This is a genomic window from Tropicimonas sp. IMCC34011, assembly GCF_003390865.1.
Lineage (GTDB): Bacteria > Pseudomonadota > Alphaproteobacteria > Rhodobacterales > Rhodobacteraceae > Tropicimonas_B.
In genome coordinates this window covers 1,250,150-1,271,240 of record NZ_QMEJ01000001.1, presented here as the reverse complement: position 1 = coordinate 1,271,240, position 21,091 = coordinate 1,250,150, and the positions used below count along the sequence as shown (strand labels likewise).

Genomic DNA, 21,091 nt, shown 5'->3' with positions numbered 1-21,091 from the left:
CTGAGTTCCGTTCCCTTGGTTGAAAAGTGCCGAGATAGGTGATCTTGGGTGAGCATGTCCGCTCAAGGCCAATCTGCAGTGATGTAGTGGCTGTTTTGGGTGGGCCGATGTGAATGTAAAGGTGACCTGTCATCGTGCAGCCAACATGGCTTTCGTTGCTTCTTCCACGCTCGATGCCTTCAAGTGTGGCCCCATGGGCAAACTCAGAACCTCATCTGCCAACCGTCGGGCAAGCGGCAGCGCATCAGCTTCGATACCCAGCGGTTCGTAGGCAGCCTGCATGTGTGGCGGGATGGGATAATGAATGAGGCTACCGATGCCGTTCTCCGCCAGGTGCGCTTGCAATTCGGTGCGTTTTTGATTGCGAATGACATAAAGGTGCCACGCCGGCTCCGCCCAGCTGGGAACCAAAGGCAGGATGAGGTTGCTCACTTTCAGGCCCTCCTCGTATGCCGCAGCCAACGTCCTGCGTCTCTCAGTCCATTCCTCGAGATGGGCCAGCTTCACCCGCAGCACCGCTGCCTGGATCGGGTCGAGCCGCGAGTTGGCACCCTGCACTTCGTTCACGTATTTCTCGCGCGAGCCGTAGTTGCGCAGCAGGCGAATGCGTTCGGCGAGATCCGCGCGATCGGTTGTAACCGCCCCGGCATCCCCGAGGGCACCGAGGTTCTTGCCCGGGTAAAAGCTCCAGCAGACGACGTCGCCATGACTGCCGATCCGGCGTCCCTTGTAGCGGGCGGCGTGGGCCTGAGCGGCGTCTTCGACCACCGCAATGTTGTGACGCCGAGCGATGGCGAGGATCGGGTCGAGATCCGCTGGCTGGCCATAGAGGTGGACGGGCAGAAGAGCCTTGGTCCGGCCGGTGATCGCTGCCTCGATCAGGTCGGGGTCGATGTTGTGCGTTGCAGGATCCGGCTCCACCGGGACGGGCGTCGCTCCGACGGCGGAGACGGCCAGCCAAGTGGCGATGTAAGTGTTGGAGGGCACGATTACCTCGTCACCTGGGCCGACTTCCAGCGCTCTTAGGGCCAGCGTCAGGGCGTCGAGCCCGTTCGCCAGTCCAACGGAGTGCTCGGCCTCACAGAATTCTGCCCATTCGGCCTCGAAAGCCTCGACCTCCGGGCCGAGAATATACCAGCCGCTTTCCAGGGCCCGCAGAACGGCGGCGTCTATCTCCGGCTTCAATTCCCGGTAGGCGGCGCCGAGATCGAGAAAGGGGATTTTCATGTTTGAAGGCCTCTGATCGCGGCAAGGAAGTCATCGTAGTCGCGGTAGTAGTCGTTCTCGTCGTACCGATGTGACGCGAGGACCATGCAAACAGCGCCTTGGCTGAAGCGGTCCATCTCGCGCCATACCATCCGGCTGATATAAAGGCCCTTTCGAGGGTCCCGCAGCCAATATTCGGATTTCTTGTGTCCGTCGTCGACCTTCATGCGGAAGCTGCCCGAGAGGGCAAAGACAACCTGCTCCAGCTCCTTGTGCGCATGTCCGCCGCGCTCAGCATCGACGGGAACGTTGTAGAGATAATAGACCCGGGCGATGTCGAAGGGCAGGTGGTTCCCGCCTTCGACAAAGGTCAGGTCGCCACGAGGGTCATGAACCTGGGGAAGTTCGAATTCTCTTACATAGCCAGGGTTTTCAATCATAGGGCCTCCAGCAGTGATGCCTGATACTGTGCGGTCAATGAACGAAAGATCTCGGACGTGAGTGAGAAGTAAATGTCGCAAGCATCGCGTTTACTCTCTGTCATGCCAAAGCGCCGATAAAAGGCCTCCGCGTGAACGTTATCGGTCCTTACGTCGATCGAGGCGCACCTGAGGCCCAGACGCTCGAAGCCGATCCGGAAGGACAGTACCGCACTCTCCAACGCCGCCTTTCGCGGTTTGTTTTCGTCGAGGATCCAGCTTCCCCAAGTGAAACCGTCGCCCTCGATGTTGTAGAGCCGAACGGTGCCGCACCGGGTGCCGTCATGCCGTTCGATGATGTAGTAGAATTCCCCGCCAGCGGCTTCCCGAGCCTTGTAGGCTTCGATCCATGCGCGTTGGTCTTCGGCGGTCCCGCGCACCTCCGACAGGTGCTGGTTGTAAGCCGGGTTGATCCGCAGGTCGTGGACATAGGCCGCGTCATCCGGCTGGATGAGCCGGAGCGCGAGGTTGGGGCCTTCGATGCGTGTTGCGTCGTCTCGGGTCATCACAGCCTCAGATCACTGACGTTATAGGGAAGCACGCCCTTGAGATCGCAGAGAATGCTCGCCGGCTTGCGCCAAGCAGCGAAGGTATCCAGGCCACCGTCCTGGAACGTATCATGAGCCACCGCCAGCACGATGCCGCCATAGGTTCCCCCCGCCGGCTCCTCAATCAACTTCAAGCCGCATTCGTGCAGCGCCTCTTTCGGATCCACCCATGAGTCATGCACGTCGACCTCAACGCCATAGTCTCTAAGCTCGCCACAACATCTACGACCCGCGTATTCCTTAGGTCCGGGCAATTCTCCTTGAACGCCAGGCCCATCACGAGCACTCGAGCGCCTTCCACCTGAATCCGCTTCTTCAGCATCGCCTTGACCATCTGTCCGGCGACGTAAGCCCCCATCCCGTCATTTATCCGCCGCCCGGCAAGTATCACCTGCGGGTGGTAGCCCATCGCTTCGGCCTTGTGGGTCAAGTAGTATGGATCCACGCCGATGCAGTGCCCGCTGACCAGCCCCGGACGGAAGGGCAGGAAGTTCCACTTCGTTCCAGCCGCCTCGAGCACCGCCTGCGTGTCGATCCCCATCTTGTTGAAGATGATTGCGAGTTCGTTCACCAGCGCGATGTTTAGGTCCCGCTGGGTGTTCTCGATCACCTTTGCGGCTTCGGCCACCTTGATGCTCTCGGCTTTGTAAGTGCCCGCGGTGGGGGGGGACAAAAGGGGCTTATAGTGGTCAATGGAGGCGAGTGCCTGAATCGAACAAGTCTACACGGATTTGCAAGCCGCCTTCGGCGCTGTTTTCATTGATTTTTTTCTGTAAACCACGCCGTGGGGTGGTCGTGGAAAATCAATGGGTTAGCCGAAGGCCTGTAAACCGCTTTTCACGCCATTCGGCCTGTCGGGAGACGGGTCAAATCGCCTCGCACGGCTTTATGATGGTGACGGCGGGTCCTTCCCGCAAGGCCCCTCTACAGATCCTCGTCCGAAGCGATCTCACTCAGGTAATGCCCGTAGAAATTCTTCCCGAAGAGCTTCGCTCGCTCGCCGAGCGCCGCCTTGTCGATGAAGCCCATCCGATGGGCGATCTCGTCCGGGGAGCCGACCTGCTGGCCTTGTCGCTCGGTCAGGGTGCGCACGAAGTTGGCGGCGTCGAGCAGGCTGCCGTGGGTGCCGGTATCGAGCCAGGCGTGGCCACGGCCGAGCGCCTCGACAGCCAGCATTCCCTCGTCGAGGTATTGCTGGAGAAGATCGGTGATCTCCAATTCGCCGCGGGCCGAGGGCTTCACCTTCGCTGCTCGTTCGGGCGCGCTGCCGTCGAGGAAGTAGAGGCCGGTGACCGCGTGGCGGGACGGGGGGCGTTCAGGCTTCTCCACGATCTGGCGGGCGGTGCCGTCGGGGCCGAACTCCACCACGCCGTAGCGCTCCGGGTCGGTCACCCGGTAGCCGAAGATCGTCCCGCCTGTCTCGCGCGCATTGGCTGCTGCCAGTTGCTCAGGCAGGCCGTGGCCGAAGAAGATGTTGTCGCCCAGGACGAGCGCAGAGGGCGCGCCGGCGAGAAAGTCCTCCGCCAGCAGGTAGGCCTGTGCCAGCCCGTCCGGCGAGGGTTGCTCGATGTAGGTGAATGTGAGGCCCCACTGGCTGCCGTCGCCCAAGAGGCGCTTGAACTGGTCCTGATCCTGCGGGGTGGTGATGATGGCAATCTCGCGGATGCCGGTGAGCATCAGCACAGAGAGCGGATAGTAGATCATCGGCTTGTCGTAGACAGGAAGCAGCTGCTTTGAGAGCCCCATGGTGATCGGGTAGAGCCGCGTGCCGGAGCCTCCGGCGAGGATAATGCCCTTGCGTATCAATCTCTTGCTCTCAATTCGTCCAATACGTCGTTCAGGTCGTCCCGCCAGTCCGGCCGGGGGATTCCGAAGGTCTGTTCCGTCGACGCGCAATCCAGCCGGGAATTCAGCGGTCGGGGCGCCGGCGTCGGATAATCGCTGCTGGGGATCGGGGTGACGTCGACATTGCGGCCGGCGGCGGCAAAGATCGCCTGGGCGAAGCCGGCCCAGCTGACATCCGGCGCGCCGGAGAAGTGGTAGATGCCGGAGGGGGCGGTGCCATCGCGCAGCTGCTCCGAGACCGTCAGGACGGCACGGGCGATGGAGGCGGCCGAGGTGGGCCCGCCGATCTGGTCGTCGACAATGTTCAGCGCATCGCGCGTCTCTGACAAACGCAAGATGGTTTTCAGGAAGTTCTGCCCGTGGGCGGAGAAGACCCAGGAGGTGCGCAGGATGGCATGACGTCCGCCAATTGCTGTCACCGCCCGCTCGCCCGCGAGCTTCGTGGCCCCGTAGGTTCCCAGCGGGGCAGGGGTGTCCTCAGGCGCCCACGAGGCAGTGCCGCTGCCGTCGAAGACGTAATCGGTGGAGACATGAACGAAGGTCGCACCGATCTCACGCGCGGCCTCGGCGATGACGCCGGGGGCGGTGGTGTTGATGGCATAGGCCAGCTCAGGCTCGCTCTCGGCCTTGTCGACGGCGGTGTAGGCGGCGGCGTTGATGATGCGGTGGGCGCCGCTCTCCAGTACCGCCCCCCTGCAGGCCTTGGGGTCGGTCAGGTCGGCCGCGGTGCGGCCCAGAAACCGCGCGTCGGGGGCGAGGCGGGCCAGTTCGCGGGCAACCTGCCCGTTGGCGCCGAAGACCAGAAGGTCGCTCATGCCTTGGTGCCCAGCCGTTGCCCAACCCCCTCGCGGTCCAGCAGAGGGCGCCACCAGGCCTCATTGTCCAGATACCAGCGGACGGTTTGGGCGATCCCTTCCTCGACCGTGACCGAGGGCCGCCAGCCCAGCTCATCGCGGATGCGGGTCGGGTCGATGGCATAGCGCTGATCGTGGCCGGGCCGGTCGGTGACAAAGGTGATTAGCCGGCCATGGGGCGCGCCCTCGGGGCGCAACTCGTCCAGCTCGCCGCAGATCATCCGCACGAGGTCGATGTTCCGCGCCTCGTTCTCGCCGCCGATGTTGTAGGTACGGCCCACCGCGCCCCGTTGCAGCACGGTCAGCAACGCGTCGGCATGATCCTCGACGTAGAGCCAATCGCGGACGTTGCTGCCGTCGCCGTAGACCGGGATCGGCTCCCCGGCGAGGGCGCGCAGGATCACCACGGGGATCAGCTTCTCGGGAAAGTGGTAGGGCCCGTAATTGTTCGAGCAATTGGTGACGAGGACCGGCAGTCCATAGGTCTCGCCCCAGGCGCGCACGAGATGGTCAGAGGCGGCCTTGGAGGCAGAGTAGGGCGAGCGCGGGTCGTAGGGCGTGTCTTCGGTAAACTTGCCGGTCGGACCGAGGCTGCCATAGACCTCGTCGGTCGAGATGTGGTGGAAGCGGAAGCCCTGGGTCTTGCCGGCCGCCTGCCAGTAGGCGCGCGCGGTCTCGAGCAGGTTGAAGGTGCCAGTGACATTGGTCTCGATGAAGAGCGCGGGGCCGTCGATGGAACGGTCGACGTGGCTCTCTGCCGCCAGATGCATGACGGCATCGGGGCGGTGGGCGGCGAAGATCCGGTCGAGCGCTGGACGGTCGCGGATGTCGGCCCGCTCGAACGTGTAGAACGGACTCTCCGCAACGGAGGCGAGACTCTCGAGGTTGGCCGCGTAGGTGAGCGCATCGAGGTTCACCACGGCGTGGCCGGCCGCCACCGCCTGCCGCACGACCGCAGAGCCGATGAAGCCCGCGCCGCCTGTGATCAGGATCTTCATGGCGTGGCCTCCTCATAGATGAAGGGCATCTCGATATCGCTCAGTCGGGGCGCCGCGCGATCCTTGTCCGACAGGATCGGATCTGTGCCTTCGAGGCCCCAGTCGATGCCGATAGCCGGGTCATCCCAGGCCACCGCGCCCTCGGTCTCGGGGGCGTAATAGTCGGAGCACTTGTAGACGATCTCCGTATCCGCTTCCCGGGTGACGAACCCATGGGCGAAGCCGGCGGGGATCAGGAGCTGGCGGCCATTCTCGGCGCTGAGCTCGAAGCCTTCCCACTGCCCGTAGGTCGGCGAGCCCCCCCGCAGGTCCACCACCACGTCGAAGAGCCGACCCCGCCCGCAGCGCACCAGCTTAGCCTGCGCATGGGGCGGCGCCTGGAAGTGCAACCCGCGCAGGGTGCCGGGGGTGGCGGAGAGGGAATGGTTGTCTTGGACCCAGTCGATTACGATGCCCTCGGCTTCGAAGGCCCGGCGGTTCCAGGTCTCGGCGAAGAAGCCCCGATGGTCGCCGAAGCGGCGGGGTTCGATGAGGTGGAGGTCGACCAATCGTGTTTCCAAGACGTTCATGGTGTCCTTTCGTAGGGCGTTGTTGCAGAACTCACGCCTGAGGCATGACTTCCCTTTACCCTGCTGAGGTTATGCAACGCGAACGATATCGGCAGTGTCGAGGGCATTGAAGCGGTTGATGAGTGCGACGCGGATGTGGATCTCGGCGGTTTGGCGGTCGGGGGCGAGCCTTTGGCCGCCATTGATGGTGTGGATGGCCCCGCCAGCGGCATCGCGATGTGCCAGGGTGGGAGCTGCGAAGCATTCCGCCGAGGGGAGCCATCCATGGACCAGCCTATCATCATCGGCCTCGATCTGACGAAGAGTGTATTCCAGGTTCACGGCGTCGACACGGAGGGGCGGGTCGTCGTTCGCCGCCAGTTGCGGCGCTCGCAGGTTCTTGGGTTCTTCGAACGTCTCGGGCCGTGCCTGGTGGGGATAGAAGCCTGCTCGGGCGCGCACCACTGGGCAAGAGATCTCGGCGCACTCCGCCACGAGGTGCGGCTGATGCCGCCGGCCTAAGTAAAGCCGAATGTAATGCGGGGGAAGACGGACGCGTCCGACGCGGAGGCGATCTGCAAGGCCGTCACTCGGCCCACCATGCGCTTCATGCCGGTGAAGTCGGCCGAACGGCAAGCGGCGCTCCTGGATCACAAGGCGCGGGATTTCCTGGTTCGCCAGGACCCAGACAGTGAACGCGATCCGCGCGCATCTTTAGGAGTTTGGGATCGTGGTCGCGAAGGGCATCCACAATCTGGACCGGCTAACCTGAGACCCGACTCTCCTCCGATTTTTCAGAGAGTCCGCGGGTTGATGCTCCGCTCCCCAACCTTGGATCGCCGGAAGCTGGATTTTTCCGGCTGTCTCACGATGACGGGCTGGCTGCGTCACCGGGATAATCGGGATAATGCAGTGCGATCGGGACGTTGTATCCGATCGCGCTGTGGGGTCGGTCCTCATTGTAGTGCCTACGCCAATCCTCAAGCTTTTCGCGGGCGTCGGCAAGGCTCATGAGCCAGTGCGCGTTCAGACATTCCGCTCGGAACTTCGAATTGAACGCCTCGATGAACCCGTTGTCGGTCGGTTTTCCGGGCCGCGAGAAGTCCAGCGTGACGTCGTTGGCATAGGCCCAGAGGTCGAGGTCTCGTGAGATAAACTCGCTGCCGTTGTCGACCCTGATCGTGTTCGGATAGCCAATTCTGGCACAGACCCTTTCGAGTGTCTGGACCACGTCCTCGCCGCGGTAGGCGAACCGGGGATCAGCTGCTGGACACAGCCGGGAATGAGTATCGACGACGGTTAGGATCCGGAGCTTCTTGCCTGTGGCGAGCTGATCGTGGACGAAGTCCATCGCCCAGACATCGTTCGGCCCGGCAGCCTCCTGCCGATCCTCCCGCAGCTTCGCCTTTACCCGCCGCTTCGGATGCTTGTTGCGCAGCTGTAGGCCCAACTCATTGTAAATCCTGCGGGTCTTCTTCATGTTGATCACCCATCCCTCCCGTCGCAGCAGGACATGCACGCGACGGTAGCCGTAGCGCACCCGCGTCTCTGAGATCTCCTTAATCCGCCTTTCGACGGCCGCCTGGTCGGTGCGCCGGGACTTGTAGTGGAACGTCGAGGTCTCGAAGCGGAGGGCCCCACAAGCCCCCCGGATCGATACGCCCCAATCGATGCACATCCCGCGAACCAGCTCGCGCACCCGAGCAGGCTTCAGAGCTTTCGGCGAATGACGTCCTGCAACATCTCCCTGTCGAGCGTCAGGTCAGCGACAATCTTCTTCAGCCGCGCGTTCTCATCCTCGAGCGCCTTCAGCCGCCGCATCTCGTCGGGCAGCAGGCCGCCATACTTCTTCTTCCAGTTGAAGTAGGTCGCCTGGCTGATCCCGGCTTTCCGGCAGACCTCCGCGACCGGCGTGCCTTCCTCGCCCTGCTTCAGCACGAACGCTTTCTGCGCCTCCGTGAACCTCGATGCCTTCATCCGTCTCAGCTCCTCTCCCAGCCAGGAAAGCGTAGCCGAAAACTCCAGCTTCGCGCGGTCCAGTTTTCAGGGGGCAGAGCAGCCAGCTCGAAGAGCATATTGGCCGACAGACAGAACTGGATGGCGGCATCCGAGAAGTCGGGCGGGCGTCCGGGCCGACCGTCAGGAGGCACCAGCCAACCCATCTCCCGGTCTATCCAAATCAGCATCGAGCCGCGCTTGCGCAGCCCCGCGTTGTAGCTGGACGATTTCGTCGTGAGGTAGCCGGCGGGGGTGGCTTGCTCAAGCGGTCTGTCTAACCGACTGGATTCACGTTGTGAATCGCCAGAGGGCAGAGTTCTGCAACAACGCCCCTTCGATGGGTCCGTCGGGGTATGGAAAGGAGGGCGTGCCGTTCACCGGCAGCAGGCCACGATGACCTGCTCCTCCGTCAGAAGGCGATGGTTTCGACGAACCAGGTATTCTCGTAGGGTGCATAGCAAAGCTGCGCGTGGTGAGAGCTCAAGAACCAGCTCAGGGAATATCCGCCATAGGCGAGAATGGCGAGCCAGTGACCATGCGACGGCTTTTTCGACAGCACCGCTCCGGCATAGACGAATATGAGGATCGACAGGGGCATGACGTAGTAGTTCAGCCGATGCAGCGCGATGGAGGACAGGACCACCAGAGGCGCCAGTGCCAGGATGCTCAGGGTGCCGAGCTTGAGCAGGGGATAGACATCCGGAAAGCCCCTCTTGATTTTCCGGCGATGGAGAATGAAGAGCGGCACGGGCAGGAAGATCAGGGCATATCTGACGATCGCCCCGCCCGAGGTCACCGTCCCCTCGATATACCGGCTTTCATAGGTGTCGAAGCGATCCGTTAGAAGAAGGCCTGCCACCGGTCCCAGGATGGCCAGGCTTGCGGCAAGCCTGATCGTGTTGACTTGCCGTCCGGCCAGCAGGGCAATGGGAAGGAACATGACGACGCTGGCGTGGAACTGCATGCCAACCAGGATCCAGATAGCGGTCCACAGCTTTTCCTGCCGGGCGAAAGCGTTGAAGGCCAGCATCAGGAACCCGCCCGCCAGGGCCTGCCTTATGCCCGACATGCCGAGCTGCACGATGATCACCGGGAAAAGCAGGGCGAGGATCAGGGGCGCGAACGGGTGTGCCCGGGCGAAGCGGATGTAGCAGACCACCAGGATCGCCGAAGCCGCGACGTTCAGCCAAGTGTATTCCAGGCCCGACGCCTTGATCGACCCCATGAGAAAGGCAAATCCCGCCTCCTCGCCGTGCAAGAGCCGTGTGAGGCTGTCCGGAGGCGAGAAGTTGACCCAGCGGTTCAAGTAGCCGAAATAATCGCAGCCGGTCTCGTAGCGGAACCCCATGAACCACACGAGGAAGACCCCGGCGAGCGCGAAGAGAAGCGTATTGCGCCGGGAGTGGTTTCCGACCGCCGCAAGTGCGAGTCCGCTGTAGATGCCGAGATAGACGAGCATGGTTCTGCAGGGCCCCGTATGCGGTTACGTCGTGCTGTCACGCCGGGCGGTCACGAAAGGGCAAGGTCGCGCATGGTGCGGCTTTCCATCCCGAAATCGTCGCGGCACCGTTTGAAGCAGGCGATCACCCGGTCGAGCTGCGCGAGGTTGCGGGCCGTGTTGCGGCCGAAATTGTGCGGGTGCCACCAGAGGTGATAACACTCGCCCCGCCGCGCGGCCAATTCCATCTCGGACTCGATCCGGCGGATATGCAGTTCATGGTAGGCGGCCAGCTTCGCGGACCAGGGCCTGAGGAACCGTGAGGCCGGGACATTGCATGCTGATCCGTGGCGTTCGGCATGCACGACCTGCGCAGGCCCTATCGGCAGCGCGCCATCGAGGAAGCGCGCCAGCCGGAAGGGCAGGGTGGTCTCGCCGCCCGACCGGGCCCGGTAGAGCCAGCCCGTCGCATCGCCGCGATAGGCGGTGACGCCCAGCCCGGCACTCGCCGCGACGAAGGCCTCCGATGTCTGGTTGCGCGGGAAGACAATGCTCTGCTGGCTGTGCCCGGTCTCGCCGGCGATCGCGACGGCGGAGGCGAGATCCGCCTCGAAGGAGGCGACATCCGCGCCCGGCTCCAGGCAGTAGTAATGGCTGTAGGTGTGGGTCGCGATCTCCTGCCCCTCGGTCCTGGCGATCCGGTCGAGCAGAGAGGCCCCGAAATGCAGCGGGTCGGCCTGCTCGTCCTCGCCGATCAGTCCCGTCTCGATGGCGGGGTAGGGCGACAGGGTGGCATCCCGATAGGCGGGCCGCAGCGTGGGCGCATGATCGAGCATCCCGGTGCGGTTTCTTGCGAAGAGCAGGCCCACCGTGGCCCATGTCGCCCGGATCCCGGCCTCCTTGAACCGCGACAGCATCAACGGGATGGCCTCCCGCCCGCCCAGCACGGCATCGCCGTATTCCGCCACCGTCCGGTGGTCGCGTACCCCCCACATGAGCTCGAAATCGAGCGAGATGACGAAGCTGCCGGTCATGCCCGTCCCTTGCCCCCGGCGCCGAGCCGTCCGGCCAGCTTGCCCGCGAAGGCGACCAGTTCGCCGAAGACCGGCGCGGGATCGTCCCGCGCCCCCGTCACATCGGCATGGCGCGTGACCGGCAGCATGCCCGAGAGGTCCGGGACGGGTAGGACGAAATCCCGGTTGCGCGCATAGAAGAGCCGCGCAGCAAGGTCCTTGGCCGTGTAGCGCCATAGCACGCCGTCCTTCTGCGCGGCGGCGGGCGGCAGGGGGACCCCGTGCGCCTCGGCGATGGCCGTCTCGACCAGCGGCACGCCGGCGCGGGTCGAGACCGAGAACCACAGCGACGGACGCGGGTTCACCTCGATGATCTTCAGCGCCCCGGTCTCGGGATGGCGCTTGAATTCGGCCGCGGCGATGCCCCTGTATCCCAGCGCGGTCAGCAGCCGCTCCGCGATCTCTGCGGTTTCGGGGCAGGGTTCGCTCTGCACCAGCGAAGCCGATCCGAACCCGGCCGGATACTGCCGCAGCTTGCGAGCGGTGAAGCGCTGGCGGACCTGCCCCGCGCCGTCGAGATAGCCGCACCAAAGGGTGATGGCGCTTTCCGGGCCGGGCACGATCTCCTGCATCAGCAGGGTGCCCGCCTCAGGCGGGAGGCTGGGCAGGGTAGCGTCGAACTCGGCGGGGCTACGGACAATCCATCCCTTACGGCCCGCCATGAGGTGCTTCGCGTCTTGAATGCGAGCGGGCTTGATCATCGCGGGATAGACGATCCGGTCGCGATACGCCGCCGCCCCAGCCACATCGGCGGATAAAAGGAACGGGTAGACCACGCCGTGGGCCTCGCAAAGCCGGTAGAAGCTATCCTTGTCCATGATCCGGTGGGCGAGGCCGTCGGTATATGAGCCCTGCAATTGCACCCGTCCGGTCAGGTCGTCGGCCCGCGCGACGACCGCCTCGAGATCCTGGTCGGAGGTGACGATAAGCACGGGCCTTGTCCCGCCGCCCGCCGGCGCCCGCTCCAAGATGGCCTCGACCCGCGCCGCGGGCGTCGGCGCCGAGACGCGCGCGCTCAGGAACCGCGACCAGAGCCCGGGCGCCCCCGGCGCGCCCACGCCCAGCACCGAATACCCCGCCCGCGCCGCCTCACGCACGGCATAAAGGCCGGTGGGCGACAGGCCCAGGACGATGACGTCGGGAATACGCGTTGTCATCTCGCCTCTTTTCAACACTCCGACGGCGTCCGGCAACCGCCGTGGTTTTCGCGGCTGTGCCCGCGAAGCCGCCGGGTGTTATGCCCCGCCATCCGCGTTCCTGCCGATGACCTTCTCGACGAAGGGCAGATGCCTGCCCGCGAAAAGCAGGCTGGCATAGGTCATGAAATAGGCCCAAGCGAACAGCATCAAGGTCTCGCCTGTCGACACCGAAATCAACAGGACGACGGGGGCGAAAACCGCATAGATCACGAGCAGGAATCCGGGTTGCTTCCGCTCGGGGATCCGCAGACGGTTCTTCGAATCGAGATAGGTCAGGAACCGCGGGAACACGAAGAACAGGCATCCGATCAGAATTACGATGGCACCTTCTTCCATCGCGGTCGCGATGAAGACGGGAATGCTGAACCGCATCAGGGACATCTGGAAAAATGTCGCCATCTTAAATTCTTGGCGAACGACAAGGTTGTGCGCCAGGATCGCTAGAACCAGCAGGCCCAGAAGCGCCCAGAACCAAAGGCTAGACAGGGTGTTGACCCAGAAGCCGAGCGAAAGGACCGTGACAAGGCGGATCGCGACGAAGAGAACGAGGAACGTCGGGCTGTAGTCGACGTCGATTCGGCGGCGCGGTGTCTCATCATGCCGCAATCCCCAAGTATCGTTCATCAGATACCCTAGCTCGTAGACGGATATGAAAACAAAATAACCGGCAAAATAGCAGGAGACGGCGGCTACCGAAAAGTCATCCAGCAACAGCGTCGTCAACAGCAGACCGGGGCCCCAAAGGGTCACCGCGTTGAAGCCGAAGGCGCGCAATCTGCGCATCCGCGAGAAGAACGCATAGAGAAACGGCACCAGCAGGATGACGTGATTGCGCTCAGTGACGAAGTTGTTCGCCGACATGCTGTCTCATCCATGGTTTTGGATGGCCCTTGGCCACTAGGACCGCGACGCTCGCGGCGTTCATGACATCCGCATCGCTCCGGTTGTCCGTCATGACGGACAACCGGTCGGCCGGCAAGGCACCGAAAATCTCTTCGAAGGCCGCCAGTTTCCGGCCTTTCAGGTCACGGGCCAGAATCCCGGCGCAGACATCGCCGCGCCAGTCGAGCGTGGAGGCCAGCCAGTCACAACCCTTTCTGTCCGCGATCGCGGCGATGACGACATCGAGGCTGTTGGAGACCATGACCGGTCGCCACCCATCGGCTTCGAAGTGCGCGAGCCGTTCGTGCGCGACGGCTATCTTCTTGCCGGCATCCAGGGCCTCGGCATAGGCCGTGGCCCGGGCTTCGAGGTCGCTTCGCGTGATGCCTGCCAGGCAGCGGATATAGCCCGTGCGGAACAGATCTCGCCCGATCATCCCGCCAAGAGCCGTGACGACTTTCCGGGCTGGGCCGCGACGCAACCGTTCCAGCAGCCGGAAGAGCCGAGGCCGGCGCAGAAGGCCCGCACCGGCCACGAAGCGCACGAATCCGGCGGTGGTGTTTTCGTCGTAGAGCGTACCGCAGACATCGACGATGACGATGCGTGTCATCGCGCCAGGTCCCGATAGAGCATGTCGTAAGTGCCGACAGCGGTGTCCATCGAAAAGTAATCGCCGGACCTGGCCTTGATGCCAGGGCGATCGAGGGAAAACCCCGACAGGAACCGTGCCGCGCACCGGTCAATTTCCGCATCGCTGTCATCGGCCAGGATCATCCCGTTCTCGCCTTCGGCGATGATCCTCCGGATATCGCCGATGCCGGTGCTGGACGCCACGGGCAGTCCGCAAGCGAGGTACTCGCCGACCTTGGTGGCCGAAACGCCGAGGCTGGAGGGGGACTGGATCCTGAAGGATATGCCGAGGTCGGCGGCGTTGAGCATGGCGGGCACCTCGTGATGGGCCACGCGGCGGCAGATCAACGACCCGGGGGCCAGCGTCACGCCGTGCCTTGCCGCCGCCTTGGCATGTTCCTGGGCATCGTGGTTCCCCACCAGCATCAGCCGGACTTCGGGGGATCTAGCCCGGACCGCATCAAAGAAGCGATACAGCAGATGCATGCGGTAGAGAGGGCTGGCAGAGCCGAGATATAGGATCACGGGCGTGTCGGTAGACAGTCCAAGCTCGGTGCGTGTGGCGGCACGCAGGGCCGGATGCACCCCAAAGCGCTCCTGGTCGACACTGCAGGGAATGACGGAGATCGGAGCACCCCGGTAAGCGGGCTGTGCCTCCACCACTCTTTTCGCGTCATGGGTCAGAACGACGATGGCCGCGGCTTCGGCATAGGCGCGGTCCTCCAAGGCGCGGAAGTGGCGGATCAGCAATCGGCCCGTCAGACCCTTCGGGTCCCACATGCCGCCTTCGATGCGTTCATCGATCCAGAAGCCCCGCATGTCGAAGATCAGTTTCGCCCCATGCCTCCCGGCGGTATTCAAGGCACTGGACAAAGGCATGTAGCTGCGGCAGTGCAGGATGTCGGGTCGCACTTCGCGGACCAGTCCATCAAGCCGCCTGGCCAGTCTCGGTGCGACCAGCAGCCTGTCGGCAAGCCGCCCGTAGCCGGTCCGACGTTGCATCTGGTGGCAGTTCAGGGTGCCGATGTCCAAACCGGCCATGCCTCGGTCGGCGGTCTGCTCGACGCTCAAAACGGACATGCTGTGCCCGCGTGCGGCAAGGCCCGAGAGATAGGGCAGGACCTGAGCCTGCCCTATGTGATCCCGCAAGCCGTTGTTGCTCACGAAAACCGAGGAAGCATGCCCATCGTTCACTAGCTGGCCTCCCCTTCGGAGCGGACATCCCGGGGCAGTCTATCCTGCCCGTTCTGCAGTTCGATGACGATGCCGGCATCCGGAACATAGGGCATGGTCAGGTCCGGTGCCGCGAGCCCGGTATAAGAAATGTACAGACCGCTTCGGGCCATGCTACCTCGGATTTCGCAAGAACCTTTGCCATCGGCTCTCTGCGGATGAGAGCGCCGCATATAGATATTCGGATCATATCAGTTCCAATAATTCCAGATATCGTTGTGCTGCGATTGCAGGTGTGAAATCTGCTGCTCTTCGAATCAACGAATCCCGGTTGGCAGGTGCGATCAGCGCATCCGATATCGCCAGTGCCATTGACGCGGCATCATTTACAGGAACCAGTTGACCGTAGCGGCCTCCTTCAAGGATTTCTCTTGGCCCAGAGGGGCAATCGGTCGAAACGACAGGGGTGCCGCAAATCAGCGCCTCAACGATGACATTGCCGAATCCTTCGTAGTCGGAGGACAGAACGAACAGATCGGCAGTCTTGTAAAACGGAGTCGGGTCGGGGTGAAACCCCGCAAGGATCACCCGGTCGGCGACGCCCAGCTCCCGGGCGAGCGACACGAGCGCGTCGCGCGCCGCCCCGTCCCCGACGAACATCAACCGCGCGTCGGGCCGGTCGAGCCGCGCGAAGGCGCGCATCAGCAGCGGATGATTCTTCATGGGCTTCATGGTGCCCACGGTGACGATGCGCGCGCCCTTGACGCACGACCAGAGGGCTTCCGCATTACGCATTGTCAGGCTTGACGGCTCGGATCGCGGTGGTACCGGGTTGTAAATCACATCGAACGCAGCCCGGCTCAGCCCCGACAGCGCGGCAATATCGGAGACTACGCCCGAGGAGACGCCCACGCGGCGGTCCGCGAACCGATAGCCCACGGCCATTGACGCCCGCATTGCGGCTCGGTGGCCCCGGCCCCAATTACGGTATTGCGCAGACAAGATGTTGTGCTCAGACACCAGCACCTTGCAGTGGTGCCCAGATAGGCGCTGTGCGATGGGGGCAATCACGGTCAGCGGCCACATCGCGGCAAGCAGAGCATCTGGTTTGTGCGTGCGTAGGTAGGAGACCAGCTTGGGGAGTAACTGTCGAACACGGGGCACATTTAGATCGTGTATGCAGTGATTTGCTCGCGCCTCATTAAGCAGCTCCCCGCGTGCTTGGCGAAGAACAAACTCCACTTCGTGGCCGGCACGGACGAATTCATGGGCAAGGTCAAGGTTAACACGCTCTGCCCCGCCGCCACGTAGGTCGGGGAGGAGGACGGAAATCTTGGCGGGATGATGCAGCTTTTTCACTTGAGCAGCTTCACCAGGTCCGCAGTAATGTTTCTTACGTGAAACCGCATCCCACGCGAAGTTAATCGGCCCATGTCATGGGACGTCTCCAAAGATGCCAAAATCGCCTTGCTCAGTTCGACTGGCTGCCTGACCGGGACGATGGTGCCGAAATCCCCATCAGACAGGATCTCGCGCGGTCCACTCGGGGCATCTGTACTCACCACGGGACATCCGCAAGCAAGCGCCTCTGCAACAACATTTGCAAATCCCTCATAATTCGAGGAAAGAACAAAAAGGTCTGCCTTGCGCATGAATTTAAAGGGGTTATCTAAATGACCATGAAAGTCAACTAGATCATCAACTCTAAGATCTGATGCTTGACGCTCGAATTTACCCCGCAAATCTCCCTCGCCTAGAATGATGAGTCTGACCTTGCGTCTTTTATTGACAAGCGCCATCGCTGAAACGAGCGTATCGATGCCTTTTTGTTCTACCAGTCTAGCGACACATACGATTACAGGGGCGCTCCGATCCATGATCCACGGGTGCGAAACATTTTCATGTGACATCGCGATGATGTCATCGTCAATCGATGGGTTGTAGAGGACGTCTATTTTCTCTTGTGGCACACCAATGACTCGCGCAAGATCATCAGCAGCTCCACGAGATGCAGCAATATGACCATCAGCAACATTTCTAAAAGCCCAAAGCAAGAAGCGAAGAAGCTGTCTGTTCAGAAAGCCGCGTTCTTTTAGATACAAAGATGTTTCGATATGTGTTCGCGTGTAAATTTTGACAGAGCTTCGTGATAACATCTTTGCAATCGCAGAGACCACGTGCATCACCGCGCCAGATGGAAGCAGATAATCCGGATTTTCCTTCTTGAGATATGCCGACAACCCCCTGATTGTGGCAAGATTCGAGTTGCTTTGCAGTGAGATAATCCTGATCGTTTCAGGCGCTTTTTCATAGGTGGAAGCCGCAACGTTGGTGCCGACGAGGTCAACCTTATGGCCAAGCTTTATAAGCTCCTGGGAAAACCGGAAGTTATTGTTAGTTATCGGGCCGATGCCCGGCCCTACTTGGAGAAAAGCTATATGCACGCTATCGCATCCCTGCCATCATGGAAACTAACACCTCAATGCCCTCCTCTAAATCTGTTTGAGCATCTCGACAAAAATCGGTTTGGAGCCGTGAGTTTTTGCTTGAGGCGTACAAATCGGAAGTCTTGAAAATTTTCATTCACGACTTCTCCGGTGGATCGGACACGACTTCCCCGAACCGTGAAGTGCTTTACCCGTGCCCCGCTGCGGTCAACTGCATATTTGACTAACTTCTCCGCATGTAATTTTCCCTTATCAGCACAGAATCTTTCAACCTGTAGTATCCGCTCAGTATAAGCGCGAACTGCTCTTTCACCAACACATACGCAGAATCGATCATTGTATCCAGGGCCCCAATTTGCCCAGTTAGGGATAAAAATCGTGTTGTCAGGAGCATTCGTAGCTTTATATAGAACCCGATCAAAGCTGTCATGATAAATAATATCAGGTCGTGCAAAAACGTAAATATCTGCGCCCCAGGACAGAGCAGCGCTGGACACTTGCTTGAGGGAATAAAGTTGATGTAGAAGGTTGCGAATTGAACGAAACTCATCTATATACTCATCTCCAAATTTTTTAATTCGCAAGAAAAGGGCTGGGTCGATAACGACATCCGGCTCTTCAAGCTCCAGCGAGTCGGCTGCGAGTAAGGTATGTTCATTTTGCGGGAGCTGACCTTTTTCCCCAGAGCGGGGATTGTTTATCTCAACCTGCCGAAAGAAATGGGCGAAGGTCCGCACCTCCCCTACCGCGCGCGCAGGCTCCAGAATGTTCTGTTCTATCGACCCTATAGTGCGCGCGAGTGAACGTGTGATGCCAAAGAAGCAAATCGCGACCTTCATGTTTTTGCGGCAAGCGTTAAGAGCGTTATCATCGATCCTGTCACCTCAAAAATCTCCTTATCCGCCACTGGCAATCTGCTCAACGGCATATTTAATAGAATAGTTGCCACATCCCGGAAGGTAGTACGGAGCTTTTTGCACAAAGCGGTGATGAGGATTCACACGAGGAATCCAGTGCGTTAGATCGGCGCTATGCCGAAGCCCTTTCCCACCGGCTATCGCACAACGAACTGGTCCGACTACAACGCCGCGATGCGCCAGCGGGGTTCGCTCCCGGTTTGGTTTGATCCCAACACGGTCTGGCACGCCGGAAAGGCGGGCAAGCGGGGACGGCCCGAGACGTTCTCGGATACGGCGGTCCAGGGCTGCCTTACGCTGAAAGTGCTCTTCGGCCTTCCGCTTCGGCAAACGGTTGGGCTGGTCGAGAGCCTGATCCGGATGGCTGGGCTCGACTGGCCGATGCTGGACTACTCGACGCTGTGCAGACGGCAGGCCCGGATCGGGGTGCAGGTCCCGTATCGCCGTTCGGGCAAGCCCTTGAACCTGCTTGTCGACAGCACAGGCATCAAGTTTCGCGGCAATGGCGAATGGCTGGCCAGCAAGCATGGGTCGTCGCGCTGCAGGCAATGGCGCAAGGTCCACATCGCCATGGACACAGAGACCGGCGACACACGCGCAGTCGAGTTCACCTCGAGCCTTCAGGGGGACAGCCCTCTGTTGCCGGACCTGCCGCCGCAAATTCCCGAGGGTAAATAGATCACCACCGTCACCGCGGATGGTGCCTATGACACGCGGCGATGCCACACTGCCATCATCGAGCGAGGCACTGATGCCATCATACCCATTCGCCGGAATGGCCGTGCCTGGAAAGAAGACTGTCCCGCCGCAATTGCGCGAAACGAGATCCTGCGCGCAGCACGGCACCTCGGAAGGGCCCTCTGAAAGATGTGGGCGGGCTACCATGTCCGAAGTCAGGTCGTGGCGCGAATGAACTGCCTGAAGCTTTTCGGTTAGCGGATCATGTCATGAGATCCCGACCGCCAGGCCGCAGAAATTTAGATCCGCATCGCCATCATGAACCGCTTCTACGCCCTCGGCAGAGCCGAGATCGAGGCTATCGCCTGAAGCACAACGGGAGAGGGGACCTTCAGCCCGAACGCTGATTTGCGCAACAAAGTCTGAGTGTTTACGGCCGTTCTCAGTTTCTTACTCATTGCTGCGGCTTCCTGTATTTCGCATGGCGCGAAGCGTTGGTAATGATGAAGCACTTTTAAATCTCCGCGTTATTCTTCGGATGGCACGATACTTTATATTCAAAGCGAGGCCTTCAGATTTCCGTGCGGAGTTGTAAGCATTAAGCGAGTCCACCCATGTTGCAAGTGCCCCAAAGTGAGGGTAGAGATCGAAGTAGGGGTTCGGTTCTCTAAAGTTCATAGGCAGAATTAGTTTGCGCACTGAAGCTTTATGCAGGCAGTGGTGAAGCGAAATTTGATCCCGCCCGCTAAATTTTTGGATGAACTGCCACCAATGCTCCATGGCATTTTGCAGCTCCATACTTTGGTGAGACCTTACAATAACGCCGTTTTCTGTCAGGTGACCTATATCCACAAATCCATCCTCGAGCAGTTTTGAGTATTCTGTCTCAATTATCTCACGGGATTGAACCTTTTTTCTAGCAATACATTCAGCGACTTCTTCGGCTACGAAGTTGCGTTTGGGATGCCTAAAAAGCACTATATCGTATCCATCATCCGCGCAATCAAACAGCCTTGAGAGGTTTGAGAGAATTCTAACGTTTCCGTCGACGTAGATGCTTGTTCTGGCCAGCGGCAGGTATTTCCAGGGGAAACACTTGCAGTGCCTGTTCTGCATAGATTTTGACAGTTCCAAATCAAGATCGATAACTTGCACTTCCCACCCCGGCGCGCGCAAGTTCGGATCGTCTGTTAGTGCAATATAGCGTGTCTCTGTATCAGCAGCCAAAGGTCGAAATAGTTTATCATATCCACCAACAACGCAGGTGTAGACAATTCTTTCGGATTTCATCAAGTTTGACTGCTCTTGTTCGGCATTGTCAATGCTGTCTTCTTCGGCTTGGGAGTTAGAATCGCGTGTTGACGAAAACGCATGTCATTCTGTTCGGGTTAAAGTCTATCATTTTGAACCCATGGTTGCTGAGGATGTCGAGAACCGGAACTAATGTCGACTTTTTTTCCTCGCCCCGTTCCGGTCCTGCATCAACAGAGATGAAGTGAATGCGGTCCATGATGCCATTTGAGCCTTCAAGAACTTCTGGTTCGGCGCCCTCGGCTTCAAGTTTCAATAATCGGATGGTGCCGCTTGGCGCCACGCTGGAGACGAAACTATCGAGCCTAACAGCCTTTACCAGTGCTGTTTCCTCGCTATTTATTGTCTTATAGACCCCGCTGTCTCCAGTCTCATTGGCGAGAAAAATTTCTAGATTCTCATCCGAGTGCCATAAAGCCATGTTTAATGATGTTGCGAAGTCGCCAACATTTTCTGTCAACGCCGCGTGTTCAGTTGGGTCTGGTTCAAAGGCAAATATATTTTGTGAAGAATTCAAATTCAACGCGCAAACAAATTCACCAATGTTCGAGCCGCAATCGATGATGATGTCGTCTGGCGCGAACTCTATGTGAGTTTCTCCAAGGTATTCCTTTTTTAAGGAGCGCAGTCTATTTTTTAGTCCGTTTTCATAGTAGTGAAGCCTGGATCTTCTTGGCACTCTAAGGGATATTCCCTCTTCTTTTAGAAGAAAGCCTTTGGTCGGCTCAAACGTAATGGAAAGATCACTTGTCTTTGATTTGTTTCGTGACATCCAGGCTGCATATTTATCCTCATTGAGGTGTTGCAGGTACTTTCTTCTAACGCGCTTTGCCAAGCTGTACATTTCGTTTTTCCGTTTCTTGGTCG

20 protein-coding genes and 4 pseudogenes are annotated in these 21,091 nt (G+C 60.3%); 2 read left to right on the top strand and 22 right to left on the bottom strand.

Features of this window, described 5'->3' with window-relative positions; all coding sequences use genetic code 11:
- Nucleotides 1-129: 129 nt before the first annotated feature.
- From DQG15_RS06085 to rfbC, 8 genes and pseudogenes are all read right to left on the bottom strand, one after another.
- On the bottom strand, nt 130-1,227 hold the full coding sequence (locus DQG15_RS06085; protein WP_116083534.1) for a DegT/DnrJ/EryC1/StrS aminotransferase family protein: 1,098 nt from the start codon (nt 1,225-1,227) through the stop codon (nt 130-132).
- Nucleotides 1,224-1,646, bottom strand: coding sequence for an FdtA/QdtA family cupin domain-containing protein (locus tag DQG15_RS06080; RefSeq protein WP_116083532.1), 423 nt, complete (start codon nt 1,644-1,646; stop codon nt 1,224-1,226). The genes DQG15_RS06085 and DQG15_RS06080 overlap by 4 nt, the downstream gene beginning before the upstream one ends.
- Complete coding sequence (locus DQG15_RS06075) at nt 1,643-2,191, bottom strand: GNAT family N-acetyltransferase (RefSeq protein ID WP_116083531.1); 549 nt, start codon at nt 2,189-2,191, stop codon at nt 1,643-1,645. Before DQG15_RS06075 ends, DQG15_RS06080 begins: the two co-directional genes overlap by 4 nt.
- Nucleotides 2,191-2,891, bottom strand: a pseudogene (locus DQG15_RS06070) (nucleotide sugar dehydrogenase); the annotation flags it as partial. The pseudogene DQG15_RS06070 and the gene DQG15_RS06075, both read right to left, overlap by 1 nt.
- A gap of 266 nt (nt 2,892-3,157) precedes the next feature.
- Nucleotides 3,158-4,039, bottom strand: coding sequence for a glucose-1-phosphate thymidylyltransferase RfbA (gene rfbA, locus DQG15_RS06065; protein WP_116083529.1), 882 nt, complete (start codon nt 4,037-4,039; stop codon nt 3,158-3,160).
- Nucleotides 4,036-4,893 (bottom strand): dTDP-4-dehydrorhamnose reductase, encoded by an 858-nt coding sequence (gene rfbD, locus DQG15_RS06060; RefSeq protein ID WP_116083528.1) that lies wholly within the window; start codon nt 4,891-4,893, stop codon nt 4,036-4,038. Before rfbD ends, rfbA begins: the two co-directional genes overlap by 4 nt.
- Entirely contained in the window at nt 4,890-5,930 is a 1,041-nt protein-coding gene (rfbB, locus tag DQG15_RS06055; protein WP_116083526.1) for a dTDP-glucose 4,6-dehydratase, read from the bottom strand. Before rfbB ends, rfbD begins: the two co-directional genes overlap by 4 nt.
- Nucleotides 5,927-6,499, bottom strand: a complete 573-nt coding sequence (gene rfbC, locus DQG15_RS06050; protein ID WP_116083524.1) for a dTDP-4-dehydrorhamnose 3,5-epimerase — start codon at nt 6,497-6,499, stop codon at nt 5,927-5,929. The genes rfbB and rfbC overlap by 4 nt, the downstream gene beginning before the upstream one ends.
- Before the next feature lie 264 nt (nt 6,500-6,763).
- Here rfbC and DQG15_RS18555 point away from each other — a divergent pair.
- Nucleotides 6,764-7,193, top strand: a pseudogene (locus tag DQG15_RS18555) (transposase); the annotation flags it as partial.
- Nucleotides 7,194-7,343: 150 nt separating this feature from the next.
- Here the strand turns inward: DQG15_RS18555 and DQG15_RS06035 are convergent.
- The 12 genes and pseudogenes from DQG15_RS06035 to DQG15_RS18110 all read right to left on the bottom strand — a co-directional run bounded on the left by DQG15_RS06035 (nt 7,344) and on the right by DQG15_RS18110 (nt 18,157).
- Nucleotides 7,344-8,455 (bottom strand): IS3 family transposase gene (locus DQG15_RS06035; RefSeq protein ID WP_116083523.1). Its coding sequence is split into 2 segments (ribosomal slippage): nt 7,344-8,194 and nt 8,194-8,455, totalling 1,113 coding nucleotides; the frame shifts between segments, so codons are not numbered across the junction.
- An 83-nt stretch (nt 8,456-8,538) separates the two neighbouring features.
- A pseudogene (locus DQG15_RS06030) lies at nt 8,539-8,682 on the bottom strand (transposase); the annotation flags it as partial.
- A 203-nt stretch (nt 8,683-8,885) separates the two neighbouring features.
- Nucleotides 8,886-9,935, bottom strand: a complete 1,050-nt coding sequence (locus DQG15_RS06025; protein ID WP_116083521.1) for an EpsG family protein — start codon at nt 9,933-9,935, stop codon at nt 8,886-8,888.
- A 50-nt stretch (nt 9,936-9,985) separates the two neighbouring features.
- Entirely contained in the window at nt 9,986-10,948 is a 963-nt protein-coding gene (locus DQG15_RS06020) for a hypothetical protein (protein ID WP_116083519.1), read from the bottom strand.
- Entirely contained in the window at nt 10,945-12,144 is a 1,200-nt protein-coding gene (locus DQG15_RS06015; RefSeq protein WP_116083518.1) for an ATP-grasp domain-containing protein, read from the bottom strand. The genes DQG15_RS06020 and DQG15_RS06015 overlap by 4 nt, the downstream gene beginning before the upstream one ends.
- A 78-nt stretch (nt 12,145-12,222) precedes the next feature.
- Complete coding sequence (locus tag DQG15_RS06010) at nt 12,223-13,047, bottom strand: hypothetical protein (RefSeq protein WP_116083516.1); 825 nt, start codon at nt 13,045-13,047, stop codon at nt 12,223-12,225.
- The gene (locus tag DQG15_RS06005; RefSeq protein WP_116083514.1) at nt 13,022-13,678 is read right to left on the bottom strand and encodes a haloacid dehalogenase-like hydrolase; all 657 of its coding nucleotides are present in this window, start codon (nt 13,676-13,678) and stop codon (nt 13,022-13,024) included. The genes DQG15_RS06010 and DQG15_RS06005 overlap by 26 nt, the downstream gene beginning before the upstream one ends.
- Nucleotides 13,675-14,862 (bottom strand): glycosyltransferase, encoded by a 1,188-nt coding sequence (locus DQG15_RS06000; RefSeq protein ID WP_232830718.1) that lies wholly within the window; start codon nt 14,860-14,862, stop codon nt 13,675-13,677. Before DQG15_RS06000 ends, DQG15_RS06005 begins: the two co-directional genes overlap by 4 nt.
- A 29-nt stretch (nt 14,863-14,891) precedes the next feature.
- Nucleotides 14,892-15,044: a hypothetical protein gene (locus DQG15_RS18115; RefSeq protein WP_157968911.1), complete on the bottom strand. Its 153-nt coding sequence runs from the start codon at nt 15,042-15,044 to the stop codon at nt 14,892-14,894.
- A gap of 73 nt (nt 15,045-15,117) precedes the next feature.
- Nucleotides 15,118-16,230, bottom strand: coding sequence for a glycosyltransferase (locus DQG15_RS05995; protein ID WP_198665074.1), 1,113 nt, complete (start codon nt 16,228-16,230; stop codon nt 15,118-15,120).
- Nucleotides 16,227-17,315: a glycosyltransferase gene (locus tag DQG15_RS05990; protein WP_116083511.1), complete on the bottom strand. Its 1,089-nt coding sequence runs from the start codon at nt 17,313-17,315 to the stop codon at nt 16,227-16,229. The genes DQG15_RS05995 and DQG15_RS05990 overlap by 4 nt, the downstream gene beginning before the upstream one ends.
- A gap of 35 nt (nt 17,316-17,350) precedes the next feature.
- On the bottom strand, nt 17,351-18,157 hold the full coding sequence (locus DQG15_RS18110) for a hypothetical protein (protein ID WP_157968910.1): 807 nt from the start codon (nt 18,155-18,157) through the stop codon (nt 17,351-17,353).
- 192 nt (nt 18,158-18,349) lie between these two features.
- Here DQG15_RS18110 and DQG15_RS05980 point away from each other — a divergent pair.
- A pseudogene (locus DQG15_RS05980) lies at nt 18,350-19,282 on the top strand (IS5 family transposase).
- 81 nt (nt 19,283-19,363) lie between these two features.
- Here DQG15_RS05980 and DQG15_RS05975 read toward each other — a convergent pair.
- Nucleotides 19,364-20,203 carry a glycosyltransferase domain-containing protein gene (locus DQG15_RS05975; protein ID WP_116083508.1) on the bottom strand — a complete coding sequence of 280 codons (840 nt, stop codon included), beginning with the start codon at nt 20,201-20,203 and terminating at the stop codon, nt 19,364-19,366.
- 55 nt (nt 20,204-20,258) lie between these two features.
- A complete protein-coding gene (locus DQG15_RS05970) occupies nt 20,259-21,059 on the bottom strand; it encodes an FkbM family methyltransferase (protein WP_232830717.1) in 801 nt (266 codons plus the stop codon).
- Between the last annotated feature and the right edge of the window lie 32 nt (nt 21,060-21,091).